Source organism: Paraburkholderia sp. GW821-FHT02A12 (assembly GCF_059422005.1).
This window is the reverse complement of record NZ_JBWKWA010000002.1, coordinates 2083706-2107143: the sequence shown is the minus strand read 5'-3', so window position 1 is coordinate 2107143 and position 23438 is coordinate 2083706. Positions and strand designations below refer to the sequence as shown.

25 protein-coding genes and 1 pseudogene are annotated in these 23438 nt (G+C 58.3%); 7 read left to right on the top strand and 19 right to left on the bottom strand.

The window, feature by feature from the left end:
* Positions 1–29: 29 nt before the first annotated feature.
* From AC07WT_RS30855 to AC07WT_RS30775, 17 genes are all read right to left on the bottom strand, one after another.
* Positions 30–1241 carry an acyl-CoA dehydrogenase family protein gene (locus tag AC07WT_RS30855; RefSeq protein ID WP_494949891.1) on the bottom strand — a complete coding sequence of 404 codons (1212 nt, stop codon included), beginning with the start codon at positions 1239–1241 and terminating at the stop codon, positions 30–32.
* Between the two features lie 34 nt (positions 1242–1275).
* The gene (locus AC07WT_RS30850; protein ID WP_494949890.1) at positions 1276–2361 is read right to left on the bottom strand and encodes a phosphotransferase; all 1086 of its coding nucleotides are present in this window, start codon (positions 2359–2361) and stop codon (positions 1276–1278) included.
* Positions 2362–2365: 4 nt separating this feature from the next.
* On the bottom strand, positions 2366–3130 hold the full coding sequence (locus tag AC07WT_RS30845; protein WP_494949889.1) for an enoyl-CoA hydratase-related protein: 765 nt from the start codon (positions 3128–3130) through the stop codon (positions 2366–2368).
* 46 nt (positions 3131–3176) lie between these two features.
* Positions 3177–3941, bottom strand: coding sequence for an OmpW/AlkL family protein (locus AC07WT_RS30840; RefSeq protein WP_494949888.1), 765 nt, complete (start codon positions 3939–3941; stop codon positions 3177–3179).
* Between the two features lie 172 nt (positions 3942–4113).
* Positions 4114–5157: a 4-hydroxy-2-oxovalerate aldolase gene (gene dmpG, locus AC07WT_RS30835; protein ID WP_494949887.1), complete on the bottom strand. Its 1044-nt coding sequence runs from the start codon at positions 5155–5157 to the stop codon at positions 4114–4116.
* A gap of 12 nt (positions 5158–5169) precedes the next feature.
* Positions 5170–6120, bottom strand: coding sequence for an acetaldehyde dehydrogenase (acetylating) (locus tag AC07WT_RS30830; RefSeq protein WP_494949886.1), 951 nt, complete (start codon positions 6118–6120; stop codon positions 5170–5172).
* Positions 6121–6149: 29 nt separating this feature from the next.
* Positions 6150–6929, bottom strand: a complete 780-nt coding sequence (locus AC07WT_RS30825; RefSeq protein WP_494951085.1) for a 2-keto-4-pentenoate hydratase — start codon at positions 6927–6929, stop codon at positions 6150–6152.
* Between the two features lie 96 nt (positions 6930–7025).
* A complete protein-coding gene (locus AC07WT_RS30820) occupies positions 7026–8651 on the bottom strand; it encodes a 3-(methylthio)propionyl-CoA ligase (RefSeq protein WP_494949885.1) in 1626 nt (541 codons plus the stop codon).
* 80 nt (positions 8652–8731) lie between these two features.
* Positions 8732–9574: an alpha/beta fold hydrolase gene (locus AC07WT_RS30815; RefSeq protein ID WP_494949884.1), complete on the bottom strand. Its 843-nt coding sequence runs from the start codon at positions 9572–9574 to the stop codon at positions 8732–8734.
* A gap of 15 nt (positions 9575–9589) precedes the next feature.
* Complete coding sequence (locus AC07WT_RS30810) at positions 9590–10462, bottom strand: VOC family protein (RefSeq protein ID WP_494949883.1); 873 nt, start codon at positions 10460–10462, stop codon at positions 9590–9592.
* Positions 10459–11307, bottom strand: a complete 849-nt coding sequence (hcaB, locus tag AC07WT_RS30805) for a 3-(cis-5,6-dihydroxycyclohexa-1,3-dien-1-yl)propanoate dehydrogenase (RefSeq protein WP_494949882.1) — start codon at positions 11305–11307, stop codon at positions 10459–10461. The genes AC07WT_RS30810 and hcaB overlap by 4 nt, the downstream gene beginning before the upstream one ends.
* Positions 11308–12519: an NAD(P)/FAD-dependent oxidoreductase gene (locus tag AC07WT_RS30800; protein WP_494949881.1), complete on the bottom strand. Its 1212-nt coding sequence runs from the start codon at positions 12517–12519 to the stop codon at positions 11308–11310.
* A complete protein-coding gene (locus AC07WT_RS30795) occupies positions 12516–12839 on the bottom strand; it encodes a non-heme iron oxygenase ferredoxin subunit (RefSeq protein ID WP_494949880.1) in 324 nt (107 codons plus the stop codon). Before AC07WT_RS30795 ends, AC07WT_RS30800 begins: the two co-directional genes overlap by 4 nt.
* 11 nt (positions 12840–12850) lie before the next feature.
* Entirely contained in the window at positions 12851–13399 is a 549-nt protein-coding gene (locus tag AC07WT_RS30790) for an aromatic-ring-hydroxylating dioxygenase subunit beta (RefSeq protein ID WP_494949879.1), read from the bottom strand.
* Positions 13389–14711, bottom strand: a complete 1323-nt coding sequence (locus AC07WT_RS30785; RefSeq protein ID WP_494949878.1) for an aromatic ring-hydroxylating oxygenase subunit alpha — start codon at positions 14709–14711, stop codon at positions 13389–13391. Before AC07WT_RS30785 ends, AC07WT_RS30790 begins: the two co-directional genes overlap by 11 nt.
* Positions 14712–15079: 368 nt before the next feature.
* Complete coding sequence (locus AC07WT_RS30780) at positions 15080–16105, bottom strand: helix-turn-helix domain-containing protein (protein ID WP_494949877.1); 1026 nt, start codon at positions 16103–16105, stop codon at positions 15080–15082.
* A gap of 55 nt (positions 16106–16160) precedes the next feature.
* Positions 16161–16814: a TetR/AcrR family transcriptional regulator gene (locus tag AC07WT_RS30775; RefSeq protein ID WP_494949876.1), complete on the bottom strand. Its 654-nt coding sequence runs from the start codon at positions 16812–16814 to the stop codon at positions 16161–16163.
* Between the two features lie 439 nt (positions 16815–17253).
* Between AC07WT_RS30775 and AC07WT_RS30770 the strand changes: the two genes are divergently transcribed.
* The 5 genes from AC07WT_RS30770 to AC07WT_RS30750 all read left to right on the top strand — a co-directional run bounded on the left by AC07WT_RS30770 (position 17254) and on the right by AC07WT_RS30750 (position 19554).
* A complete protein-coding gene (locus tag AC07WT_RS30770) occupies positions 17254–17496 on the top strand; it encodes a hypothetical protein (protein WP_081723494.1) in 243 nt (80 codons plus the stop codon).
* Between the two features lie 284 nt (positions 17497–17780).
* Positions 17781–18221: an FAD-dependent oxidoreductase gene (locus tag AC07WT_RS30765; protein ID WP_494949875.1), complete on the top strand. Its 441-nt coding sequence runs from the start codon at positions 17781–17783 to the stop codon at positions 18219–18221.
* Complete coding sequence (locus tag AC07WT_RS30760; protein ID WP_494949874.1) at positions 18218–18391, top strand: hypothetical protein; 174 nt, start codon at positions 18218–18220, stop codon at positions 18389–18391. Before AC07WT_RS30765 ends, AC07WT_RS30760 begins: the two co-directional genes overlap by 4 nt.
* Before the next feature lie 59 nt (positions 18392–18450).
* On the top strand, positions 18451–19230 hold the full coding sequence (locus tag AC07WT_RS30755) for an SDR family NAD(P)-dependent oxidoreductase (protein ID WP_494949873.1): 780 nt from the start codon (positions 18451–18453) through the stop codon (positions 19228–19230).
* A gap of 126 nt (positions 19231–19356) precedes the next feature.
* The gene (locus AC07WT_RS30750; protein ID WP_494949872.1) at positions 19357–19554 is read left to right on the top strand and encodes a hypothetical protein; all 198 of its coding nucleotides are present in this window, start codon (positions 19357–19359) and stop codon (positions 19552–19554) included.
* 244 nt (positions 19555–19798) lie between these two features.
* On the opposite strand, the pseudogene AC07WT_RS30745 reads toward AC07WT_RS30750, so the two are convergent.
* A pseudogene (locus AC07WT_RS30745) lies at positions 19799–19921 on the bottom strand (transposase); the annotation flags it as partial.
* A 660-nt stretch (positions 19922–20581) separates the two neighbouring features.
* Positions 20582–20992 carry a type II restriction endonuclease gene (locus AC07WT_RS30740; protein ID WP_492593863.1) on the bottom strand — a complete coding sequence of 137 codons (411 nt, stop codon included), beginning with the start codon at positions 20990–20992 and terminating at the stop codon, positions 20582–20584.
* Between the two features lie 698 nt (positions 20993–21690).
* Between AC07WT_RS30740 and AC07WT_RS30735 the strand changes: the two genes are divergently transcribed.
* Complete coding sequence (locus AC07WT_RS30735; protein ID WP_494951084.1) at positions 21691–21996, top strand: TIGR04141 family sporadically distributed protein; 306 nt, start codon at positions 21691–21693, stop codon at positions 21994–21996.
* A 510-nt stretch (positions 21997–22506) separates the two neighbouring features.
* On the top strand, positions 22507–23412 hold the full coding sequence (gene sapR / locus AC07WT_RS30730) for a sap1 transcriptional regulator SapR (RefSeq protein ID WP_494949871.1): 906 nt from the start codon (positions 22507–22509) through the stop codon (positions 23410–23412).
* Positions 23413–23438: the final 26 nt, after the last annotated feature.

Below are 23438 nucleotides of genomic sequence, written 5' to 3'. Positions count from 1 at the left end.
GCGATGTACAGGGCTGCTGCCTGGATCAATCAGCGGGCATCACGATAGCGAGCCAGTTCCATGCGCCCAATCTGATTTCGATGCACTTCGTCCGGGCCATCTGCGATGCGCAACGATCTCGCAGCGGCATAGGCTTGCGCGAGAAAGCGATCCTGCATACCGTAACCTCCGCAGGCCTGGATGGCCCAATCGATCACCGTGCATGCCATGCTGGGAGCCGCAACTTTGATCATTGCAATTTCCCGGGCTGCCGCCTTGTTGCCGATCGTGTCCATTTTGTGTGCGGCATCGAGCACCAGTAGGCGTGTCTGCTCGATGGCGATTCGAGCGTCGGCGATGCGCTGCTGCGTCAGCGTCTGCTCGGCAATCGGCCGCCCAAACGCCGATCGCGACAAGCTGCGCTTACACATGATCTCCAACGCTCGCTCCGCCAGGCCAATCAACCGCATGCAATGATGGATACGTCCGGGCCCGAGACGTCCCTGCGCAATCTCGAAGCCGCGGCCCTCACCAAGCAGCATGTTCGCGACTGGAACGCGGACGTTCTCGAAAAGGATCTCCGCGTGCCCGTGCGGCGCATCATCGAAGCCGAACACGGGCAGATGCCGAACGATGGCCACGCCGGGTGTGTCGCGGGGAATGAGGATCATTGCCTGCTGACGATGACGCTCGGCCGCGTTCGGGTCGGTCTTCCCCATGAAGATGAACACGCGGCAACGCGGATCATTGGCGCCCGAGGTCCACCATTTCCGGCCGTTGATCACGTACTCGTCACCGTCGCGCTCGATCGAACTCTCGATGTTCGTCGCGTCCGACGAAGCGACGAGCGGCTCGGTCATCGCGAAAGCGGAGCGTATCTCACCGCGCAGCAACGGTTCCAGCCACGCCTCCTTCTGTGCGTCGGTACCGTAGCGGACCAGCACTTCCATATTGCCGGTGTCCGGTGCAGAACAATTGAACACCTCGGAAGCCCACAGAACACGGCCCATGATTTCGCAAAGCGGCGCATATTCGGCGTTGGTCAGCCCTGCACCATATTGCGAATCGGGCAGGAACAGATTCCACAGGCCTTGCTCCTTCGCACGCGCTTTGAGCTCCTCGATGAGTGCGATCGGCTGCCAACGATCTCCCTCGCTGACTTCCCGCTCATAACGGTCCTCGTTGGGGTACACGTATTGCTCCATGAACGCCGAAACGCGGCTCTGCAGGTTTCGAACGTTTTCCGACGGTGCAAAGGTCATCGATTCCACTCCCAAATTAAGTTCCGCACGGCGTTCACTCGGACATTGCGCGTTCCGCGCAGCGCCAGCCAAAGTCGCCCATCGCGGCTGCCAGTCGGCCTTGTTCGAACGCTTGCTCGCTGCTAGCGTTGCCATCGAGTGCGCGTTTCATAATTCCTTGCCGAATCCCCGCCACACGAAAAAAGTTGTAGGCAAGGTAGAAGTTCCAGTCGCGCGCTTCCACTTCTTCGATTCCGACGCGGCGGCAATACTGCGAGAAGAATTCCCGCTCCTGCGGTATTCCCAGTTCCGTCAGCTCCACGTCGCTGAAGTTTGAGAGCCCGCGCAGGCTGCCGGCCGGCTGGTGCCAGGCGAGACACAGGTAGGCGAAATCCGCCATCGGATCGCCGAGCGTCGACAACTCCCAATCTAGGACAGCCATCACGCTCGGGGCATCGTGCGCGAAAATCAGGTTGTCGATACGGAAGTCGCCGTGAACGACCCTCGTCGTCTCCCTGGACGGCAGATGGAGAGGAAGCCACTCGATCAGCCGCTCGATAGAATCGATGCGACGCGTCTCGGAGGCGCGGTATTGTTTGGTCCAGCGCGATACTTGCCGCTCGAAGTAACTGCCAGCCTTGCCGTAATCACCGAGTCCGATGGCGTCCACATCCAACGTATGAAGCGCCGCCATGACACGATTCATTTCATCGAAAACCAGGCGGCGTTCGTTGGGCGTCATGCCCGGAAGGCTGGGCTCCCAAAGCACGCGGCCTTCCACATAGCTCATGACATAAAACTCGGCGCCGATTACCGATACGTCGTCGCAATAGCAGTGCGCATGCGCGACCGGCACCGCGGATCCGTTCAACGCACGTATCAGGCGATATTCTCGATCGATCGCGTGAGCGGACGGCAGTAGCGTGCCCGACGGCTTGCGGCGCAGGACATAGCGGGCGGATGGCGTCGTCAGCAAATAGGTTGGATTCGACTGGCCTCCCGAGAATTGCGATGCTTCGAGTGGCCCGCTAAAACCACGCAAATTTCCGCCCAGCCACGATTCCAATCGCCGCACGTCGAAATCAGGGGCTCGGCTCATGGCGGCCTCATGCGACCGTTTATCAGTGTTGCTTTTATCCATCACGTTATTGAAGCTTCGAGAAATCGGGACGACGCTTTTCCTTGAATGCGGCCAAGGCTTCACTGCACTCGTTCCCTGTCAATTGCTTGTCGATTGCATCGAATTCCGCGTTCATTTGATCGATGACTCTCCTGCGCTCACTCATCAACCGTTTCGTCGCTCTGATCGCGCCCGGCGCCTTCGCAGCGATAACCTCCGCAATCGCCTTCGCTTCGGCTCGAAGCTGGTCCGCCGGCACCGATCGATTGGCGATTCCCCATTCCACGGCGGTCTGCGCATCGACAGAGCGGCCGAGCGCGATCATCTCGAATGCACGAATGTTTCCGACCTGGAACGGAAGCAGGTAGCCCGACGCCGCTTCAGGAACAAGCGCCAGGTCGACAAACGGCGCGCTGAGTTGTGCGTCGCTCGCAAGGATGACGTAGTCGCAATGCAATAGCATGGTGGCTCCGACACCAATGGCTTTGCCTTGTACGGCGGCCACGACGGGAACCTCCATCGCGGCCAGACATCGTAGAAACCGCGCACCGCGGCTCTTGCCGATGCCGTCACGGATTGCCTCGGCGGAGAATTCGCTCATGTCGCTTCCCGCCGAGAAGGTGTCACCATCAGATTGAATGAGGACGGCGTTCACGCGCTCGTGGCCAGCTGATTCAAGCGCATCCGCAAGCGCGCCGTACATCGCTCCAGTCAACGCATTCTTCTTTTCCGGCCTCGATATCGTGAGGATCAGCACCCGCCCATCAACTTGGACCTTTACGTCGTCCACGGTGAAATCTCCTGTTTCGCAATACCATTCAGACTCGAGCCGCTGCTCAAAATCTATAAGAAACCCCAACAAAGCCGATGATGGGATTGGCCGTGATTCTCGACGTGTTGCTCAAAACGGTGGTTCCGTTGGCGCTGACTGCATTGAATCTTCCAGTCGTCTTTAGCGGAATGTAGGTAATCGAGCCCAACACTGACCATCTGTCGTTGAGGCGATAGGTCACCCCCGCAGAAAAGGCGGGGTTCCACGACGAACTCGCCGATGCGTCAGCCCTTCCGCCAGGTCCGGCAAACTGTCCGAGCGCCCCACTAAATGCCGGATGAAGCTGGACAGAGCTGAACCACGTGTAGTTCACTCCGACACCCAGGAATGGCCGCCACACACTGTCCTTCTGTCCAAAGTAGTACTTCACGAACAATGTGGGCGCCCACACCCGAGCCGATACCAATGGCTTGAGATCGCCGACCGGCATTGACGGCCCCTGCGGCCCAAGCGGGGCGACAACGCCATGGGCGTAAAAATTCAATTTCGGCGGAATCCCCACTGCTCCTTCGATCGCAATATGCTCGGTTGCGAAGTAAGTTACGAGAAGCTCTCCCGTGAAGGTGTTATGAATTTCCGCGCCTGTTCCAGGAGAAGTGAAAGTGCCGAACTGGGAGCTGCTTCTTACTTCCTCTGCACTAGATAGCGTCATGTCGATCCACGCCGCACCACCCGTCACGACAACGCTCCCCGCCTCCTGCGAGAATGCGGTGCTCGCCAGACCACACATCGAAAACGCCAATACAACTGAATTCAGCTGTTTCCTCATAGCTTGTCTCCATCGTTTTTTCGGCGATCTCAGTCTTAAAAAAAGACTTCGACGCGGCTCTCAATGGCCACTATTAGCCGGCGACATAATTAGTTATGCGAATTTCTCAGCGCATTGCCAATCTGTTTGTTTCAGCCTGATAACCTACTGCTTAGCTCGATTCGCGAACCGGTCACCCACCATCGCGTCCTGTCAACGCGTGCTGAGTGTCAAGAAGGTCGAGTGCAACGTCGACGATCATGTCTTCCTGCCCGCCAACCATGCGGCGGCGGCCCAGTTCAACGAGGATATCGACGGTTCTCAGTCCGTATTTCTCGGCGGCACTTTCGGAATGACGAAGGAAGCTCGAATAGACGCCCGCATAACCCAGCGCCAGCGTTTCGCGATCGACACGAACGGGCCGGTCCTGTAGTGGACGAACCAGGTCATCGGCAGCATCCATCAGACTATAAAGATCACAGCCGTGGTTCCAGCCGAGCCGTTCGGCTGCGGCGATAAACACTTCGAGCGGCGCGTTTCCCGCACCGGCACCCATGCCGGCAAGGCTTGCATCGATGCGGTCGCAGCCTTCCTCGACGGCGACGACGCTGTTAGCGACGCCCAGGCTCAAATTGTGATGCGCGTGAATGCCTGTCTCGGTCTCCGGCTTCAACACGTCCTTGAAGGCGCGAAACCGCTCGCGTACGTCATTCATTCCCAATGCGCCGCCGGAATCGACGACGTAACAACACGTCGCCCCGTAGCTCTCCATGAGCTTCGCCTGCTGTGCAAGGTCGCGCGGGGTGGTCATGTGGCTCATCATGAGGAAGCCCACCGCCTCCATCCCGAGCTCTCGCGCGTACTCGATGTGCTGTTTGGAGATGTCGGCCTCGGTGCAATGGGTGGCTACGCGGACAATACGAGCGCCAGCATCATAGGCGTTGCGCAAATCGTGAATCGTGCCGATGCCGGGAAGCAGCAATGTCGCGACCTTCGCGTGCTTGACCGTTTCCGCCACCGCGGCAATCCATTCGAGATCGCTATGAGCGCCGAATCCGTAGTTGAAACTCGATCCTTGCAGCCCGTCTCCATGCGCCACCTCGATCGAATCGACTTTGGCTTCGTCGAGCGCTTTCGCAATCGCCGCCGCCTGTTGGACGCTGTATTGATGACGAATCGCATGCGAACCGTCTCGCAGCGTCACGTCGGAGATGTACAGTTTTTTGCCAAGTGTCATGCCGTGTTTCCCCTAGGTCGTAGCATGGGCGACCATCTCGGCGGCCATGCGCTCAGCACAAGCCTTCGCCGCAGAGGTCATGATGTCGAGATTGCCGGCGTAGGACGGCAGATAGTGCGCGGCGCCCTCGACCTCGAGAAACACCGAGGTTTTGAGCCCTGTCATACGCGCGCCCACACCAGGGATATTCAAGGGTGCGTGGGCTTCTATCCGATCGAATTGCACCCGTTGCTTGAGGCGATAGCCGGGCACATAGCGATTGACGGCGGCGACCATGTCCTCGATCGACCGCTCCACGGCCTCTTCGTCGGCCGAATCGGACAGACAATAAACCGTGTCACGCATGATAAGGGGCGGATCGGCCGGATTGAGGATGATGATGGCTTTCCCCTTTGCCGCGCCGCCAACCTGCTCGATCGCTTTGGACGTCGTCTCCGTGAACTCGTCGATGTTCGCGCGCGTGCCGGGCCCAGCGGATTTGCTCGAAATGGAGGCGATGATCTCGCCGTAATGCACTTTTGCGACGCGCGACACCGCTGCCACCATCGGAATGGTCGCTTGGCCGCCGCAAGTCACCATGTTGACGTTTAGCGTATTGACGTGTGCGTCGAGATTCACGACCGGCACGCAGTACGGGCCGATCGCGGCCGGCGTCAGGTCGATCATGCGAACTTTGGGCTTGAGCTGCCGCAAGAATGCGTCGTTCTTCACATGCGCTGCCGCGCTCGTAGCGTCAAAGACGATATCGATGTCCCCAAACACCGGCAGGCGCGTAAGCCCCTCGACGCCTTCGTGCGTCGTCGCGATGCCCATACGTGCAGCACGCGCGAGACCGTCGGAAGCGGCATCGATGCCGACCATCGCACCCATCTCGAGATGATCACCATGTCGCATGATTTTGATCATCAGATCGGTGCCGATGTTGCCCGAACCGATGATCGCGACTTTCAACTTGCCTGCCATAAATTCTCCCGCTCGTTAAAATCGATCGCCTACGCGGCGATACAGGAAACTTTGCCTAGCCCGTCGACTTCCAACTGCAATGCGTCGCCTTCGCGTATAGGGAACATCGGCCCCAACGCACCCGACAGCACGACATCGCCAGCGCGAAGCGGATCGCCGAGTTGTTGCATCGTCTGGGCGAGCCACCAGGCGGCAAGAAGCGGATGGCCCAGACATGCGGCCCCATGACCCTCCGAGACAAGCTCGTCCGTTTTCAGGAAGCGCATCTGGCAAGTGGCGAGATCGAGATCGGAAATGCGTTTCGGATCCGTGCCGAGGACATAAAGGCCGCACGAGGCGTTGTCCGCCACCGTATCGACGAGCGTGATGTTCCAGTTTTCGATCGCGCTGTCGACAATCTCGATCGCCGGTAACGCGTACTCGATACCGTGCAGGAATCGGCCCCAGCTCAGCTCTTCGGTCAGGTCGCGACCAATGACAAATGCCACCTCGCCCTCGGCCTTGGGCTGAATCAGGCTACTGACCGGAATGTCTGCGCCGCTGACAAACTCCATATCCCTGAACAGGACGCCGAAATCTGGCTGATCGACCCCGAGTTGCCGCTGGACCGCAACCGATGTCAGGCCAACTTTCTTCCCGCAAATTCGTTTCCCAGCGTTGATAGCACGGTTCGTGTTGATCGCCGCTACCCGATACGCGTCGCGCAGACTCTCGATCCCGAACCTCTCCGAAATCCTGGAAACCGGGATACGCATACTGCGGGCTTCGTGTATGGCATCCGCGGCTTGCTGAATAGAAAAATTAGTCATACGTCCAACCCTCATCAACCACGATCTTCGGCGTGGACTGGTGTTCATTCCGCAGCCTTGAAATAGGTGGTGTGTTTCATCGATAAGCTTCGAAATTCAGGCCGTCGGCAAACGATGCTCCCTGAACTGCTCCCGCAGTGCGGCTTTTTGAAATTTCCCGGTCGCGGTCATGGGCATGGCATCGACGAAAACCACATCGTCCGGGACCCACCACTTCGCCACCTTTCCTTCAAAAAACTGCAGCAATTCATCCCGACTGACATTCGCACCGGCTTTTTTTACCGCGACCAGTAATGGGCGCTCGCCCCATTTCGGATGGCGCACGGCAATGCACGCGGCCATATGTACCGCTGGGTGAGCCGCTGCGATGTTCTCGATGTCTATCGACGAGATCCATTCACCTCCGGATTTGACGACGTCCTTGCTGCGGTCGGTGATCTGCATGTAGCCATCCGCATCGATCGTCGCCACATCGCCAGTTGGAAACCAGCCATCCTCCAGCGGCGACGTGTCGTTGCCGTAGTACGAATCTACGATCCACGGGCCGCGAACGAACAGATCGCCCGCCGTCTTGCCGTCCCAGGGCAACTCGTGACCCTGGCCGTCTACGATCTTGATATCTATGCCTGGAATCACGGCACCTTGCTTCTCGAGGACCTTCTCTTGCTCGGATTCGGAAAGCCCGGCATGCTGACGTCGCAGCGTGCAGCTGGCGCCCAACGCCGAAGTCTCCGTCATGCCCCAGCCATGAACCACGTCGACACCCAATTCTTTGAAGGCGCGAATCATCGAACGGGAGACGGCGGACCCGCCGATACCTGTTCGACGGAATGTCGAAAACTTGAGATCGTTCGATCGCACATGTTCGAGCAGGCCGAGCCACACGGTCGGCACGCCTGCGGAGTAGGTAATCTGCTCCCCCTCGATCAATTCGTAGAGGGAAGCGCCGTCGAGCCTATGCCCCGGAAGCACCAACTTCGCGCCCACCAACGGCGCGGAATACGGCAGTTGCCATGCATTCACGTGAAACATGGGAACCACGGGCATGATGACCTCCGACGCTGAACAACTCAGCGAGTCGGGCAAGGCGGAAGCGTACGAATGCAGAACCGTCGAACGATGCGAGTACAGCACGCCCTTCGGGTTGCCCGTCGTACCGGACGTATAGCAGAGGCCCGATGCGAGGTTCTCGTCCAACATCGGCCATTCGTAATTTCCATCCTGCGCACCGATCAATTCTTCATAGCAGAGCAAGGAAACCTTGCTAGCGGCGGGCATGTCCTCGCGACCCGCCATCATGATCCATGCCTTGACTCCTGGGCACCGTCCTCCGATTTCCTCGACGAGGGGCAAGAATTGAGCGTCGAAACACACGTACGTGTCTTCGGCATCGTTGACGATATGGACGATTTGCTCAGGAAACAATCGTGGATTGATGGTATGGCAGATCGCACCTGCACCTGGCACGGCGTAGTAAAGCTCCAAATGGCGATAGCTATTCCATGCCAGTGTGCCGATCCGATCTCCTTGTCGCACGTCGAGCGCCTCCAACGCCTGGGCCAGCTTACGCGCGCGGAGCTCGCACTCCCGATAGGTATAGCGATGAATGTCGCCATCACTGCTGCGCGAAACAATCTCGACGCCGCCGTTGTATCGGGCCGCGCGCCTTATGATCGAAGAGATGAGCAGGGGCGTGCTCATCATCCGGCCTGTCATTGCCATGGAAGATCCCAGTTAGGTCGTGATTCAACAATCGTCGGCGTCGTATTCTCCTCAGCCGCCCTGCGCTTCTCGCGCGCGTGTCAACGCTCTTCCGAGAGGAAGGACGAAACGACTCGATTGAACCGATCCGCCCATTCCCATTGCGCCCAGTGGCCGCACTTCGGGAAGGTGTTGAGTTGCGCATTGGGAATACGCTTGACATAGATCATTCCGGTATCGAGCGGAACCACGCGGTCCTCTCTGCCCCAAATGATCAGTGTCTGGTGCGGCAGCGTCGCAAGGCCCGGGTCTCGCCAGAGTTCTTCGAACAGTTGTCCGGATTCCAGGCGCATCGGCGGCTGCGCAATGATGCGCGGATCCATTGCCGCTTCAAGTCTGCCCTTGACCAGTTCATCGGTGATCGCGGATTGATCGAACAGGCTCTCGCTGATGAAACTCTTCACCTTTTCCGCCGTAATGCCATCGCCCTCATAGGCGGTCGCCAACGTGCGGATCGCGGGCGTGGGCCATTGGCCAAGCGTCGGGAAGCCGCCGGCCGGCCCCATCAGCACGAGGCGGCCGATACGTTCCGGAGCAGTCAAGGCCATCTTCAGGGCAATCATTCCGCCGAGCGAATTGCCGATGATGTCAGCCTGCGTAATGGACAAAGATTCCATGAGACCGAGAATCGAGTTCGCCCACCAGCCAGGAATCGATACGCCAACCGGCCTCATGTCGGATTTGCCCCACCCGGCGAGGTCAGGCACGATGACACGGTGGCTGCGCGCGAAGAACGGCGCATTGCGGCTATAGTTCGACCAACCGGACGCGCCCGGCCCCGATCCCTGAAGCATGATCAGAGCCGGACCTTCGCCCGCCTCCTGGTAGTGAATTCGGGTGCCTTCGAATTCGACAAACGCGCTGCGGAAATTCACTTCACTCATGTTGTTCTCCCAATCTCACTGGCCGGTACGGTGATGGCCCCACACGCTGATCCGATCGTGACTCACCACCGTCCACGACTCGTCGACGCTCACCGCTCCCGCGCCGTATTCGACTTCAAACCCTGACGGCGTTCTCGCGTAAAAGGAGACCATCTGGTCGTTGGTGTGGCGACCCAACGTCATCGTGACCGGAACGCTCTGCTGCTTTGCGCGATCGAGCGCGAAACCGACGTCGTCGATCGACGGCACCTGCAACATGAAGTGCTGCAGGCGCTTGGGGGCCGGCATTTCGGCGAAAGCCAACGTGTGATGCCGCGGGTTGCAGTGAAGGAAATGCAGTTCGAGCGTGCGGTCGGGACCGATCGGCATCGTGATGATGTCGGACAGCTTGAAGCCCAACCCCTGGCAGTAGAATTTGAGCGCTGCTTTCACGTCAGGAACGAGCAGCACGATATGCCCAAGCCCCTGGTCGCCGGTTTCGAAACCGTCGGCCACAGCCGATCGGAACGGTGCTTCGCCGCGTTCGGTCGCGCCCCAGTACAGTTCCACTTGCATGCCGGACGGATCGGCGCATCGTGCTAGCCCGCGCACCTGTCGGCTGCGCGCGAGCTCGCCGGAATCGCTTTCGACGCTGTAACCCAGGTCCTGCAGGTGCCCGGCCATTCGCACGAGGGCTTCCGGCCCTTCCAGTTCGAACCCTGCATAGGCGATGTCATCGCGTTCACCTTGTTCAACCGAAATCCGCCAGAGACGGTTATCGATACGATAGCGATCGCCGGACGCGCCATTTTCTCCAGGCATCAAGCCCAGGAACTCGGTCGCGTAACGTTTCCAGGCGGATAAGTCGGTAGCGTCGATTCCGATATAACCCAACGATTGCACCTTCATGCGACTGTCTCCTGATTGATTGAAAGTTTTTCGAGCAACCCGGCTCCGCCGCGGCTATCGATAAATCCTTGAACGGCTAACCCACCGTCGTGTCTCAGGACCGTTCCGGTCGCCGGCACGTTGTCTTCGCGTGATGCGAAGAAAACATAGGCGCCTGTGTAGTCGGCCGGAGTCGGCAGATGACCGATCGGCACCACATGGCGCGCCATTTCGACGAACGGCTCCGCCGGAATCGTGGCATCCGAGAGTCCGAGCGACTTCACGCCGCTGAGGTTCGTAATCATTCCCCCCGGAGCAACGGCGTTGACGCGGACGAACGGCGCCAATTCGAAAGCGAGTTGCGTAACGATGCCGCGAATTGCGTGCTTGCTGGCCGTGTAGAGGACCCCGCCACCGTCCGACTGAAACGACGCGTTCGATGCCGTAAAGATCAGACTCCCGCGACTTTCGGCCAGCGCTTTTAAAGCGGCCTTGGCGAGCAGAAGATAGCCCTTCACGTTCACGGCGAACAATTCGTCGAACGCCGAAGAAAGTTTGTCTTCGGAGAGATCGACCAGTGCGACCTTGAAATCCCAAATCCCGGCGTTCCCGATCGCGCAATCCAGGCGGCCGAACTGAGCGACCAATCCATTCACTGCGCGAAGGTTGTCCTCATACGACGTAACATCGCCCTGAAAGCCCATCACAGCATCACCGAGTGCAGCGCGGATTTCGGCGATCCGATCAGCCGAGCGGTCAAGCACGCCCACCCGCGCGCCCTCCGAAACGAACCGCTCGACGATGGCGCGGCCCAAGCCAGATGCGCCGCCTGTCACTAGCACGACCTGGTTTTCCAGTTTTTTCATTTAGTTCACCTTGTAGCTAAGCAAGCTGCGAAGCTCGGTAGAGGGATCGGCTAGCAGATCGGTCTGCACCGCGATTCGCGACTCGACGAGCCGTTTGGCCGTCGCGTATTCACGCGGGGCGTCGACTGTCGCAGCGCCTTCCACCCGTCCATTCGATACGCGGAATACGGAAAAGGACGCGCCTGTCTCATCGCCCCGAATAACCATCCCTCCCGAGCCGGTGAGATCGCCTGCAAGTTGAATCTTTCGCCCGGCGATTTCGGTCCACGAGAACGCGGTCTGAGGCTGCTCGTTCACGCGCCCGATCATTGCGCATGCTGCGACGGCCGCCTGCGCCTGGCTGTTGAGAAAGCTCTCGAGAGAGCGGCGCCCGCCATCTACGAGCGGCCACGAGGCAACATCACCGGCGGCGAAGATTCCGGGAATGCTGCTGCGGCCCGCGGCATCGACGACCACGCCGCGCATACACGCCGCACCTGCGGCTTGTGCGAGTTCGTCGCATGGTTGGGCTCCCACACTCAAGACAACGACGTTAGCCGGCAAGTAGGCGCCGTTCGACAATCTCACGCCGTGCGCCCGTGTATGGCCTTCGATCGAAGCGACCGTCGCGGATCGATGAATGACCACACCGAGTTGCTCGAGTTGAACCCGCGCCCAATGGCCCATCATTCGCCCGAGCGCACGCTCCATCAGTTCCTCGCCAGACTCGACGACGGTTACCGCATGCCCTGCCTTCCGCGCAGTGCTCGCGACCTCGCACCCAATCAGGCCACCACCGATGACAACGATCTCGCTCTGCGCCGCTAGCGCGTCTCGAAGCGCGAACGCATCATCCAGCGCACGTAGCGTATAGACGCCTGGCAACGACACGCCGGGCAAGTCGACCTTGCGAGCCCGGGCGCCGGTCGCCAGCAAAATGCCGTCGGTCGCCACCGACGTGCCGTCGTCAAGCGCGAGTACGCCTGCGTCAATCGACACCGCGCGCGCCCCTCGACGCCAGTCGAGCTCCAACGTATTCAAGTCTTCCGTCGAGCACAGCACCGGCGGAGCGCCCCCGCACAGTGCTTCCTTGGATAACGCAGGTCGCTCGTACGGGTGCTGGGCCTCCTCGCCGACCAGGATGATTCTGTCGCTATACCCATTGGCACGAAGCGTCTGCGCCGCGCGTACACCGGCGAGGCCCGAACCGACAATCGCAAGCGGCTGTTTCATATGCCGGCCTCAGGTTCAAGATCGATCAGCACCCGGTCACCCACTACCTTGATCGGAAACACTTTGACGTCGCGTATGGCCGGCGGCGCACAGACCTTCCCGGTCTTCACGCAGAACTTCGCCATATGCAGGCTGCATTCGATCAGGCCGCCATCCAGATAGCCGTCTGACAAGGACCAGTCGCCGTGCGGACACTTGTCCTCGATCGCGTAGAAGTCGCCGTCGATCTTGAACACAGCGACCGGCTCGGGTCCATCGTCGATCCTCAACCCGGCGTCGCTCGGGACGTCCAATACTGAGCAAACATCGGTAAACGACATTACGCTCACCCTCAAAGGAAGAAACTGAGGTTGTTCGCGAGAAACGTCGTCTGATCGAGCAAGATGCGCCGACTGACGATCTGAAATCCCGCGTCCGTCTCGACGCAGCGCAGGCGATCATGGCGTTCCCCGATCAGGTAGTCGGTTTGTCGTTCCGACCTGCTGCGATATGCGAGGAAGTTCGAGCGGACGAGGTATTCGCCCTGCCCAGCAGCGCTTGCGCGTACGTTCGTGATCAGATGCCGCGTGTGAGACGGCGGCTCCTCGGCCCATGCGGCGCCAGATTGGAGCTTGCGCAGACGAAGCTTGAGGTTCTCCTTGCTTTCGTCGAAATACGCGAGTTCATCAGGACTGGTCCATTCCAGTTTTCGCTCGCGCGGCCCCACGTTGCGGTGGATCGGCATCACATAACGGAGGTCGTCGGCCATCAGCTCGATCCACTCCGCGATGTTCCTGCCGTCGAGAAGCTCGGCTTCGAGAAAGAGGAACTGTTCGATCGCAAAGTGCTCTGCTGCCGAAACTGCGTTCGCGCGCGTCGCGGCGATTTCGTTAGCAACCATGGCCGGCCTCCTTGGCGCACGTATCGTTTTGCGTCGGAATGCACATCAACTTGAGCCAGTGGCTATAGAGTCGCCGTGCGGCCTCCTCGCTGTAACAGCCCTCGACAGTGCCGGGGAACGCGGGATCCGCAGCGGGATTCATGTCCTTACCCATCTGTACGCTCATGGTGGTACGGCGTGCCTGATGTCCGCGCAGCACGCGCTGGATCTCGACCCAGTTCTCGCCGTCGTCCTGTTCCCATGTTCCTGCGGGCGAGAAGGTACGCAACGTGGCTTGCCGGAGTTGCTCCTTCTCGGCAGGTGAAGCGTCGGAGTCGACCAAACAGAATGCCCAGACCTCGATTTCGCCAGGGCCACGCGGATGCCAGACGCGGCAACTGTTCACGCCCGCGAAAAATGAGAACGTGGGAAACACGGTCATGTGTTGCGCAGTAATCGCGCTCACGCCAGCATTGTGAGCGGCGTGCCGCTGAGCAAGGGCCATCGAATCGTATCCCGGCTCGCGCTGGCCAGCCTGCGACACAATCCAGTCTTCATGAAGGCCCGGGGCCAGGAAAAAACCCGTGCCATGTCCCTGGTCCGATAACAGTTGACGCCCCGGCAGCGGCAGCTCCTTGCCCGCAAACTCCGGTGTTGTCGCAACTTGCACAGACACATGCGACATGATCCCGTGGTGCATATCGCTGGCGAATTGCTCAGCGGCAAGCTTCCAGTTGCAGGGGATGACCCACTTGTAGATCCCGCCGATCGGCTCCGTACCAGCAGGCGACCGATCGAGCAGTGCGTCCAGATACAGCGCGGCTTCGCCGAGCGATTCTTTCAGCGATTGTGCATGCTCGTCCCAGTTGGCGAAGATCAGCCCCTTGTAGCTTTCAACTCGAGGGACGCGCCTTGCAGGCCATTCTTCTTTGTTGAAACACGGCCCGTAGTGCTCCTCTGACGGGACGTTCACGAGAGCGCCGTCAATCCCATAGGCCCAACCGTGGTAACTGCATGTGAATGCCTTCGCGTTGCCCTGGTCCGCACGGCAAATCTTCATGCCGCGATGACGGCACTGATTGAGCATGACGGCGACCGACCCGTCCTTTTGCCGAACTGCAACGACGGGATCCTCCGCCATGTACGTGGAGAGGAAGTCCCCGGTCTTGGGAATATGTTTCTCGTGAGCGATGAACAGCCACGACCGCCCGAAGATGCGGTCCAGTTCCTGCTCGTAGATACCCTGGTCGGAGTAGACCAGTGGACTGATCGTCCCCGCCTCTTCGTCGAACAGCGCAGAAGCAGGATAGCCTTGAATGGTGGTATCAGGCACTTGCGTCTCCTAGATAGTTGCCCATGGCGAAGCATCGGCTCTTATTGCGGTATGCGGCCGTTGGTGTGAGCGTCGCGCGCATTTCCGTTACTGGAACAATAGGCGTTCGCGGACTGCCCACCTTTGCTCACAGCGCGGAAAAGCTTTGCTTGTCGGGCAGCGACATCCGCGGATCACATGGCGATGCTTCGCGGGACAGCATCGATGGATGATGCTGCCGGCCGCAGAGTGGAAACGTTGGGAGGGATGCCCGTTGTGACGGCATGACGAGCGTCATACGACAGAGAGCGATGGACTTTAGTTGATAGCGCGTTCGCGCAGTGGAACGTGGCGCGTCAGCCCGGGCACGGGCACGGGCACACAGATGCTCACATGACTTCCAGCTGGACGCCCCTTTCGGCGTCGACTGACGGAAGGCTTTCGCAGCGGATACGGTCTCTCAGTTGGCCTGGGCTTTCGCCAAATCGATTCTTAAAGGCTCGATTAAAGTGGCTAATGTTTTTGAATCCTTCTTCGTACGCAACCTGGCAAATTGTTTCCCTAACCTGGCTTCTATGAAGCAATCGGTTTCTGCATCGCTCGAGTCGCTCCGCGATGATCCACTCTGTTACCGTCGTCTGACATTGAGCGAAGAGTTCATTCAGGCGACGAACGCTTATGCCCATGGCGCTTGCGATGGAAGATGGGGTAAGGGTGTCGTCGTGCAACCTGGCGACGATGTAAGATTTGATCCGCTGCAGAGTCGCGCGACTATACGTCGTTGCAAGCCCCTCTCTCGCAACGATCGAATTGGCGCTTACCGCCGCCGCGATGAGATCCAGCAAACTGCTCTCCAGCCACGGGACGCTGTCCCCTGCAATCGAATTCGCCGACTCGTATGTGGTCAGCAGCGTTCTCAACAGGACATGCATGATCCCGTGCCGGCTATCAAATTTTCTGTCTACCGCATCCTGAAAGATCACGCGTCTAATGTGTGATTCGATTTTCGGAAGACGTACCCATAGCCCATCAAAGCCTGCTGAGAACTCCATCCGGCTAGGGTGCTCCGGGCCGATGAGCGCAATGTCGCCCTCGGCCAGAGCGTAGTAGCTATTCCCGATTTCACATGACAGTTGACTTGCCAGAACGACAACTAGAAATAAATCGTCCTGCCCTCCTCTGCTGCTTTTCGAATCCCGACGGATTCCAAACGGACGATTGGAGGTCGCCGCCTTGGAACGCAGCATTTCAATGCTACTCAACCGGCAACTCGTAATCTTTCCGACCGGCTCAAATCGATTCTGGGAAGCCTCGAGTTCCAACCGCTCACCGTGAAACGCCTCGCACAGCCGCTGCGATGTCAGACGCTCGAAGCCTTGTGGATCGGACGACAACTGTTGAATAGGTGCGTACATGTGTCTCCCCCATCATTAGTGGGTCATTTACGTTGTATTACCTTCTCGTGCCGCGCTACTGTGGAGCGCAGCTGAGCGCCCTCCAGACAGCCTTCGTCGCAGCGCGAAGTGTTTCATCGTCTGACGATGCGCCATGTGCCGGCCGGACTAAAACGATCAAACCGGCCAAATGGGAGTACAGCAGACGACCGCGTAACGCGCACTCCCGGGGTGTAAGCGATCGATTGATCTTGGCCAGCAATCGGGCGAACGTCTCCTGGAATCGACGGTTGAAACTTGCCACCAAGTCTCGGGCAAATTCTTCGCGCTCGGCCATGCTCCAGACTTCCAGGCAAAATGGTGCAATGTGTGTACCGCGCTTGACCAACTCGTCAAAGGCGATATCTGCGATGGCATCTAGCCGAGCCTCCGGCGATAAATCATCGTCGTCGACCACACTTTCATAGAGCGTCAGATATCGTGTCGCCACCGCCTCCAACGCCGCTCGCAAAAGATCTTCTCTGGTCGGGAAGTAGTGCTGCAAGGTCGCCAGGTGGATCCCAACATCGCTCGCCACGCGGCGCAAAGCGAAGCCAACGTTACCGTACTGCGCGAGCACATTGATCGCGGCCTCCACGATTTCGGGGATTCGTGTCGTTCTGTTGCCGCGGCGCTTTGGCTCGTCGGCTAACTCTTTGGCCTCTGTCAGTTCAATCGCCAGTTCCCTCATCTTTGACCTCTTGCCGGCAGCCGCCGGTGTGCGCTTCGGACAGTCCAACCGCTCAAAGATCAACATTCCCTCGACCGAGCGATCGCAGTCAGTTCATCGGTCCTCACCCTGGCCACCATGGCGAGCAACCACCTTGTCATGAAGAATATGTCACGCGACGGATAAATACCAGTCAATCGAGCATATAAAGATCAGACCCCCTTTAATATCGCCGCTATTTATCAGAAAGATAGGTGATTTTCCTGGCGATGACGGCCTTGATATATCCGTCGCATGACTGTATAAATCAGTCAATCGACCAATAAGTGGCGCGAGACGCCCGCCCGGAAGTCAAGTTACCCGAGGGCAATCGGAGCACCCGCGCCTTGGCGGTACCGCATGCGCCAAGGTGCGGACTCACAAGGTGGTCGAGTCGCGGTGACGGGTCATGGAGAGTACGATGAACTACGATGGGTATTGTTTGCGCAGGTTGATCGACAAGTGGCTTGCCCCCTCCGACACCTCACCGATTCGCATCAAGCGCTTCCAGCTCAGCGACAAGGTATATCGCGAAGGACGCTGTGTCTGTGTTGAGTCCACCAAGCCTGGTCGATCGTTGGCGATATTTTTCTTCCGACACGATGACGGCTTATGGTATGTATTTCCCCCAGCAGCAACACGACCGGCGATGCGCGCCGCTTGACTTGATGACTGAGTTCCCAGGACATCAAGTCGCTTGCTCGACACCGAGCATATGCATGCGTGTCCTTTTGCACCGTATCGGAAATACTGCCGGCTGCGGTTCCTCCAGCCCGTTAGCCAGATGCGCTTGTGTCGGGGTCGTTTAGAAATCGTATCGGCGAAAGCCATTACTCAGAAAACGGTTCGCTCTGCCGAAGATGCACGCAGGGTTCTACGCGATCAGCGTCGAGTCAGATCCAGCAGGGCTCAAATGGTCAGCACCGTTGGCTGCAGGGGTCTCTGAGATTGACCCGCGAAAACGGACATCCTTTTGATCAGGAGGGCACGCCCGTGGACGCGGACGTGAAGGTGTGGGCCGCCGGTATCCGCGCTTCTGAGATCTTCGACGCCAGTGGCCTTGAGCTCGATCGGGCGCGGCAGGTCGTCGTTGCTCCCAATCTGCAAGCCAGAGGCGATGATCGAATATTCGCGGTAGGTGATTGCAGCAGTCTGCTTCCGGAAGGTGCTGAGAGGCCCTTGCCATCGACCGCTCAGGTCGCGAATCAGCAAGCCATTCATCGCGTCAGGCATCTGCCGTCCTGGCTGCGAGAGGATCGGCCGATGCCACCATTTCGCGTTCAGGACCTCGGGGCCCGCGTGTCGCTCAGCGATTACAACGCCTTCGCCACGCTGGGCGTTTCGGCTTTTTCCGCGGCAGCTTCATCAAGGGGCGCTTTGCGCAGATGAGCCACGCTTTCCTCTACAGGCGTCATCAGTTGGCCCTGGATGGTCCGGGGCGTGCGGCGTTGTTGTGGTTGCGGATCAACGCAATGGTGCAACCATCGATACGGATTCCTGAGCAACCGCGCGCCGAGCAAATCCGCCGCGTGGTTGACAATACGTTCGTCATTGCCTGATCAAGGTCGTTGACGGTCATAATTAATTGGCATTGTTCACTTAAATCACAGGAGAAGTCATGGAAAAGCTTTCTGGAAAAACGGCGCTCGTAACTGGCGCAGCAGGCGGACTCGGGTCGGCGATCGCAGCGGAGCTCGCTCAGCGTGGTGTAAAGGTTCTGCTAACCGATCTTCAAGAAGAGCGCTTGGAGAAAGTTGCCAGCACAATCGACGGGGCCCGCTTCGTCCAGCATGACGTTACAAACGAGGTCAGTTGGCAACACGCTATCGAGGCCGCGATGCAAAACTTTGGGAGCCTCGACATTGTCGTGAACAACGCGGGAGTCGCGGTTTTTTCGCTTCTGGAGAACTTGTCGCTGGAGAAATTCCAATTCATGCAGCGTGTGTGCCTGGATGGTGCGTTTCTCGGTACAAAATGGGGTATCCAGACAATGCGCCCGGGCGGCTTGGCCGGTAAGGGTGGATGCATCATAAACATCTCCTCTGTGGCGGGCATTGTCGGATCGGTCGGTCTTGGAGGCTATTCGGCTGCGAAGGGCGGGGTGCGGCTTCTGACAAAGACCGCTGCTATCGAATGCGCCTATTTGCGCCACGGCATCCGGGTAAATTCTATTCACCCTGCGGTTGTCAAAGGTGGCTTTGGAGACACGGTTTTCAGTGACATGGTTAAGGCGGGTTTGGTACCCGATGAGGCTACCGCCGAAGCAGCCCTAAACAGCTTTCATCCGATGGGCCTGGGTGAGCCGGGAGATGTCGCCGACGGCGTCTGCTATGTCGCTTCGGCAAAGTGGATGAATGGCGCTGAGCTCGTTCTAGACGGCGGCGCCAGCGCACAGTAAACAGTTTTCTGAAGGAGGGTATGAATTTTAATAATTTGAAAGTTTCGATTCGCGTAATAGCGATCACGGCAATGCTCGTTACCATGGGGCGTCACAGCGGTTGCTTTGTCGTTGTGGAAACCTAGCGTGCTTGACCGCAATCTTGTGACGATCGTCGATAACGTGAATCTGAAATCAGCCCTGGCCGTGGATCTTTTGCTAAAGGTCCACGGTGCTGTGGGTGCTACACCAACCGCACTACTCACCGGCGACAAGGAACCAACCGCAGCAACGGCAGCGAGCGAGGCTAGCAAACAGGAGCTTCGCCGCTACCTTAGCGGATGAGATGAGCTTGGACGGATCACTCGTAAACTCTGTCGAGGAGTCACGTCTTTTTCAGGCGATTGCCGAGGTAGCCGATAAGAAATTAACTCCTGCCTTTGATCACCTTTCCGAACTGATGAAGCAGCGGCGTCAAGATGATGCGGCTGCTTGGCTTTCGTTGCATCTGGTGCCAGCGATGTTGGAAGTACAGGGAAAGATCGATCAATTCATTTATTTGGAGGCTTCGTCAAGTAATACGTTAAAGGAGCGAAGCAGGGATCGCCTTGTCCTTGACCGTGCCTTCGTTCCGTACTTTTACGCGCAGGGCGTCAAAGAAGATAACCGGATACATCGGTTCCAGGGGCCGCTGCTGCCATTCGCGCACTTCATCGACCGAAACGCAGTCCTGACTGCCATCACTTTCTCACCGAGGCAGGGTCGTTACTGGCATCCTCGCGCGCGCGTAGCAAACCGTCGCCCCAATCGCCTCCTCGAACCGACACCTGCTGCCTATGGCAAGCCCAAGAAGCGCTGGCTCGGCACCAGACAGCAACCAATTGATTCTCAAACAATATTTATTAGGGGCAGCCCGCAAGGCCGCGCGCAGCCTAGGTCGCTCTAACCGGAACATTGCGCGGAAATCAAGGTCGTCCCTTTTTTGTGAGCAGCCGTGCGTACGTTACTTCCAGTTTCCATCCCTGAGCCGCATAGGCGCTCGCCGATGACCAAATCCAGGCAGCCGTCCGACCTTTACCGCGTAGAAGCCCGATCTCCCGACGCATTGACATCGGCATGCCATCTCAATAGTGATCATTAGCGGAGGGTCACCCGGATTTTCAGTTCAATACGAGCGCTCAACTGCATGGTGATGTCACCGCTGCAAAGAAGTTGAAAGCCGCCTTCGGGCGGCTTTTGGCTTTGTGGTTGCCGTTTCACCGTGAAAACCGATGTCCGCCCATGACTTCTTGCCAATGACGGTTTAAGGTCTACAGGATGTTGATGGTTGAGTTTTTGGAGATCGCCTATTTCGTTATCAGCGCATAAACTGTCAGGCGCTCACATTTACCACGGGCTGCCATCCGATGGCGTCCTTTTGGTATCCGTCGGCTCCGCTGGGTATCAGTACGCAGTGCAGTCGGTCTGCGCTATCAAACCCGATCACAATGTTATCGCCTTCATGCGCGCGCGACATCACCTTGTTCGTTTGAAAATAAAGGCGGTGCTCTGACCGCTTTGGATTCTTCAATCTTGCGTCGTACCAAGTGACGTTTGCCGTGTCGATCAGATCCTCGCCACGCAGATGGAAGATCGCAGGCATTTCGAAAGGGTTTTTTCCGAAGATCTGCTGAAGTTGAACAACACCGTTGAACTCGTGCTGGTTTGAAGTTTTGGGGTCCGCTTCGGTTGATGAAAGAAGCTTTATGCATGCGCGTGTGAGACCAATCGGTTTATTCGCCATTGTCTTCTCCATAACATGCCATTGAACGCATTGTGGGAAGCTGGATCTTCACCGCAAGGTTGGACGAGAGGGACAATCCCGACTGCCAGTAATGGCCTGCACGCCAATTACAGCATTAACGCCTACGGATTGAAAGCTTTCGTCTGAGATAACGGGCATGATGACCGACGGAAGGCCGATTTCAGCTTAAAGTACTTTGTCAATGACCTACGTTTGAAGCCACAGTTAATCTGAAAATGATATTGGTCAGCTCTGACATGGTGCCGCCCATGCGCTGTTGTCTCGGTCGACGTATATTGTTCAATAACCGATTTACCTCGTCGCAACAATGCGGTCTGCCAATAGCTATTGACTGTGGTAGCAAACAAGCGCAGTGTCTCCAACTGCGCGCGGCCGACGCGTTCCGGAGGCCCTGCCGAACAGCAAAAATACAGAAACGGGGGGCTTCGATGAGAGAGCATCAGAGCAGAAAGGAGCGGTTGACCATTTATCTGGTTAAGGACTCCACGCTCCGAGACGAGCAAATTGTAAAAACAAACCGAACAAAGAACGGAATCGAACTCAAGATTTCCGATGGCTCAGTTCATCTCTACGTGAAAGACATAGAGCGCCTGACTCCCCCGCCTTGGGCCCCCTTTTTGATCACCAATCAGGAAGTCCCGCCAAAGCTCTTCGCGGGCAGTCGTGCGGAATGAGCCATCCTAATCGTCCGACTCGTGAAGAACACGTTCGCCCTTACCTTCGGCATGGGGCATCACCTATTGAACCTCGATCTGGTCGAGCGGGATTTCGGGCTACGCGTGACGCTGAACTCGATCGATGCGGCTAGGCTGCGCAGCCTAGACAAGGCAGGCAACGAAGCACGTCGACAATCGCCTCGACTTGCCGGAAGAGGCTGCTGGAATGGGAAGCAGGAGCGGCACACCGGATGTCCCCCTCAGCCGCCATTTACTTACCGCGCATTTCCTGTTCGTCGACGCGAGCCGATTTCTTCGGGCGCTTGACACGGCCGCAGCGGAAGCCCTCACGCCCCCGATTCAAACGCGGGCCACCCCGGATATGGAGCCGGTATCGGGGCACGCTCACACGCTTGTTGAAATGGGACCGAAAGGCCTTCGCCCAAATTCGTGATTTCGCACAGAAGTCACGCAGTAGACAACCCGTCGCCGCGCGTGTGGTCTCCCCACATCGGCTTGACGGGGAGCCGGGCCGACCAGCTTCGGCAAGCCGCGCTAAGACTCTATGCCAGTACCGATCGACCGGCGAAAATCTCGAAGTACAGCATCGGGCGAGCCGCGAAGCTCGCCCACGTGGTGTCATCGCCCGCAGCTTCGGGTAGTCGTACTTCTCGTGCAATTTCTGGCGCTTGCTGCTCGGACGCAGTGAGCGGCCAAAACCTATCAAAGAAACACCTCCAATTAATTTTTTAAGTTGGCACTGACTTTATTGGCTCTGTTAGATACATCTCAATTTGAAAACCAATGACATGTAAATAACAAACGCCGACCGCCACGATGCCGACCGCCTTCACTCAGACCGTCGAATCGCGTTTTGCCGAACTCACCCCCACGGCGAAGCGCATCGCCAGCTACATGCTGGCGAACCTCGAGCGACTGGGCCTCGAAACCGCCGACCAGATCGCGCAGCAAACCGGCACGAGCGGGATTTCCGTCGGACGCTTTCTGCGCAGCATTGGCTACCGCAACCTCGACGACCTCAAGCGCGAACTGCGCGGCGCACAGGAACGCCCGTGGATGATCACCGACCGGCTAAACGAATACCGCCGGCTGTCGGGACAATCGCGAGAATCGGGACAGGCAGTCAAACCAGGCGAAGCGACGACAGCAGGCGCAAACGGTGCGCTGACGCGCTCACTCAAGCTCGAGCTCGACGCGATCCAGCACGTCTATCAGCTTGCGCAGACACCGGCATTCGCGCGCATCGCAGAGCGCCTTTCCAGCGCTGATGCGGTGTACATCCTCGGCATTCAATCGACGCGCGGCATCAGCAACGCCTTTTCCAGCTACCTCGAATACATCCGCCCGCGCGTGTTCTTTTCGGACGGCATGTCGGGTTCGTACGTCGATTCGCTGAACTCCGGGTTTGCATCGCCATATCTCGTCGTGACCGATACGCGCGCGTACTCGCGCATTGCCCGCAGCTACTGCGAGGCCGCCACACGGCGCGGCCTGCCATTCGCGCTGGTCACCGATCTCTACTGCCCATGGGCGCGCGACTTCCAGTGCGACCTGCTGCAGGTCAAAACCGATGTCGGCCAGTTCTGGGACTCGCTCGCGCCGTTGACGTGCCTGTTCAATCTGCTGATCACGTCGGTCGTCGAAAGGCACGGCCCGACGATCGACGAACGCGTGGCACGCAATCGCGAATTGCAGCGCGAACTCGATCAGTTCGATCTCTAACCCTCTTTACGCAGGATTCAACCGCG